Consider the following 3,177-nt stretch of genomic DNA (forward strand, 5'->3'; position numbering starts at 1 on the left):
ACAATGTGTATAATTCATTGCTAGTTCTTACCTGCTTGCGAAAAATTATCGAATACCTAAATCTCGTTTTTATTTACTAACTTTAACTCCTAACAGACCGCAACGAAATCATACACCAGGCCGTTGGCATTCATTGACCAATCACACTCAAAATCTAATAAAATGGATAAATTACTAACAAACCGGAATTTGATAATTGCGAATTTTGCAATTGTCTCTTACTTTATTCTCATTTGGTTAATTAACTTTTATAAAATAGATTTTGTTCTAATAGGAGTTTTTAGAGAAATATTGACAATTCCTTTTTTGATTGCACAAATTGTGTTTTTAGTTATTGGAATAAGATATTTAATGAAAAATAAAAGTAATCCACTAATAATAATTAGCTTTTTTACATTAGTAATTTGTTCAGTCATTACGATTGGTAGTTTCTTTTAAAATCGAATATAAGTAAGAATATAAAAAAACGGAATTTAGCAAGTTGCGGAATAGCACACTCAATCGGAATTGAAATAGTTTGCGGAATAAATAGCTGACCGAATTAAATCGAAACGAAAAAGGAATTAATGAAAAAGAACTTACCATTAATAGTAATTATAGCAAGTGCAATTTTAATTATTGTGAATTTCATAATGTCCGAGAAAATTGACCGTGGATTTTGGATGTCAACATTATCGAGTGTTTTAATTATAATATCAATGGTTTTAACAATTAGAGAGAACAAAAAGAAAGACGAAAAATAATATACTGAATAAAAACAACGAAATGCCAACACCGTATATAATTTATTGCTAGTTCTAGCCTACTTACGAAAATCCTTGCGGATTTTCTATTCGGTTTTTATTTGCTAACTTTAGTGATTAAACCACGCAACAAACCATATACAAACACGTTGCCAACAATTATGAAGAAAATCCTAACGACATTAATATTTCTGATTTCAACTATTACTTTTAGTCAAGATTTTGAAGGAATAATTGAATACCAAATTACTTATGAGAATTTATACGAAAATAAAAAAGTAGACATTAAAGGTTTAGAAAAGTTTTTAGGAAAAAAATCAACATTTACCACTAAAAATGGAGCGTATAAGCAGATTTCAGAAGGAGAATATATGTCTTTTCAGGTTTATAAACCGAATGAAGTTAAACTTTATTACAAAGACATTATTGATTCTGATACAATATACTTTAAAGATTTGAACAAGTTTGACAATACCGAATTCGAATTTGAAATAATAAAAAATGCCGATACAATTTTAAATCATATTTGTGATAAACTGATATATAAAACAAACAAAACAGAGGAACATTATTACTTTTCACCTGAACTAAAACAGAATCCGAAATATTTCAAAGATTATACTTTTGGAAATAAAAATAAATTAACTGAACTGACAAAATCAATCTACTTACGATACGATTTATTTTTTAATGGAATTCTAATAAAGAGTATTGCAACTGAAATTAAAGAGCAAAAAATTGAGGACAATGAATTTGATATTCCAGAAAATAACATATTGAAAGAAAAATAACTGTTGGCAACACCGTGTATAATTAATTGCTTGGTTCTCGACTACTTACGAAAGTCCTCGCGGACTTTCTATTCGGTTTTTATTTGCTAACTTTAGTGCTTAAAACACGCAACTAATCATACACAAAACCGTTGGCATTCATTGACCAATCACACTCAAAATCTAATAAAATGGATAAATTACTAACAAACCGGAATTTGATAATTGCGAATTTTGCAATTGTCTCTTACTTTATTCTCATTTGGTTAATTAACTTTTATAAAATAGATTTTGTTCTAATAGGAGTTTTTAGAGAAATATTGACAATTCCTTTTTTGATTGCACAAATTGTGTTTTTAGTTATTGGAATAAGATATTTAATGAAAAATAAAAGTAATCCACTAATAATAATTAGCTTTTTTACATTAGTAATTTGTTCAGTCATTACGATTGGTAGTTTCTTTTAAAATCGAATATAAGTAAGAATATAAAAAAACGGAATTTAGCAAGTTGCGGAATAGCACACTCAATCGGAATTGAAATAGTTTGCGGAATAAATAGCTGACCGAATTAAATCGAAACGAAAAAGGAATTAATGAAAAAGAACTTACCATTAATAGTAATTATAGCAAGTGCAATTTTAATTATTGTGAATTTCATAATGTCCGAGAAAATTGACCGTGGATTTTGGATGTCAACATTATCGAGTGTTTTAATTATAATATCAATGGTTTTAACAATTAGAGAGAACAAAAAGAAAGACGAAAAATAATATACTGAATAAAAACAACGAAATGCCAACACCGTATATAATTTATTGCTAGTTCTAGCCTACTTACGAAAATCCTTGCGGATTTTCTATTCGGTTTTTATTTGCTAACTTTAGTGATTAAACCACGCAACAAACCATATACAAACACGTTGCCACCCATTTAAGAAAAATCCGTAAAAACTTGAAAATTCCAGTTAAATAGAACCGAAAAAAAATATTGTGAGCGGAATTGAAATGCGGAATTGACAGACTGAACCGAATCCCAAACCGAAAAGAAACGGATTTTTTGCTGACTAAAAGCCGAACCGAAAATTTTTGATTTTCAAGCTGATTTCTGACAAGCGAAACGCATTGGAAACGTGAAAAACGTTGCGGAATGAATAACTGAACGGAAAAAGATTACGCCGAATTTTACTCGGACGGAAAAAACCGGCGGAAAGGAATCGAATTTTTTTTGGATTTTTAAGCAAAAGTTCGAAAAGCTGTGTTTATCGACGAAAACAAATCGAAAAGAAAAAATGCAGAAACGGAATGCGGAAAACCGTAAAGAAATTTGAGCATAATTGACTAAATTGGTCTTTTAAAGAAAAAAACAACTGAATCAAATCTGACCTGAAAAGCAGAACGCGAAAAGGAAAAACGGGTGGCAACACCGTGTATAATTAATGGCTGGTTCTCGCCTACTTACGAAAATCCTCGCGGATTTTCTATTCAGTTTTTATTTGCTAAATTAGGTGCTAAAACACGCCACTAATCATACACAAAACCGTTAGGCACAAGTTGAAACGAGCAGCAACGGACTTTGCAAACTCGCAAACTTTAAGAAATTAAAAAAAACTCATTACGATTGATTAAATCACTCTGAGTGATTAGCCGCTCGTAAAATCTGATT

General features: G+C 29.7%; 1 protein-coding gene. It reads left to right on the forward strand.

Features of this window, described 5'->3' with window-relative positions; translation table 11 throughout:
* The first annotated feature begins 904 nt into the window (after positions 1–904).
* Entirely contained in the window at positions 905–1,534 is a 630-nt protein-coding gene (locus tag ACFSQP_RS13005; protein ID WP_376895198.1) for a hypothetical protein, read from the forward strand.
* Positions 1,535–3,177 lie beyond the last annotated feature (1,643 nt).

The sequence above is a fragment of the Bizionia sediminis genome (genome assembly GCF_042684585.1).
Lineage (GTDB): Bacteria > Bacteroidota > Bacteroidia > Flavobacteriales > Flavobacteriaceae > Algorimicrobium > Algorimicrobium sediminis.

Excerpts from the sequence above, each read along its gene's own strand:
- ACFSQP_RS13005 (WP_376895198.1), top strand. The coding sequence starts at position 905 with ATGAAGAAAATCCTAACGACATTAATATTTCTGATTTCAACTATTACT.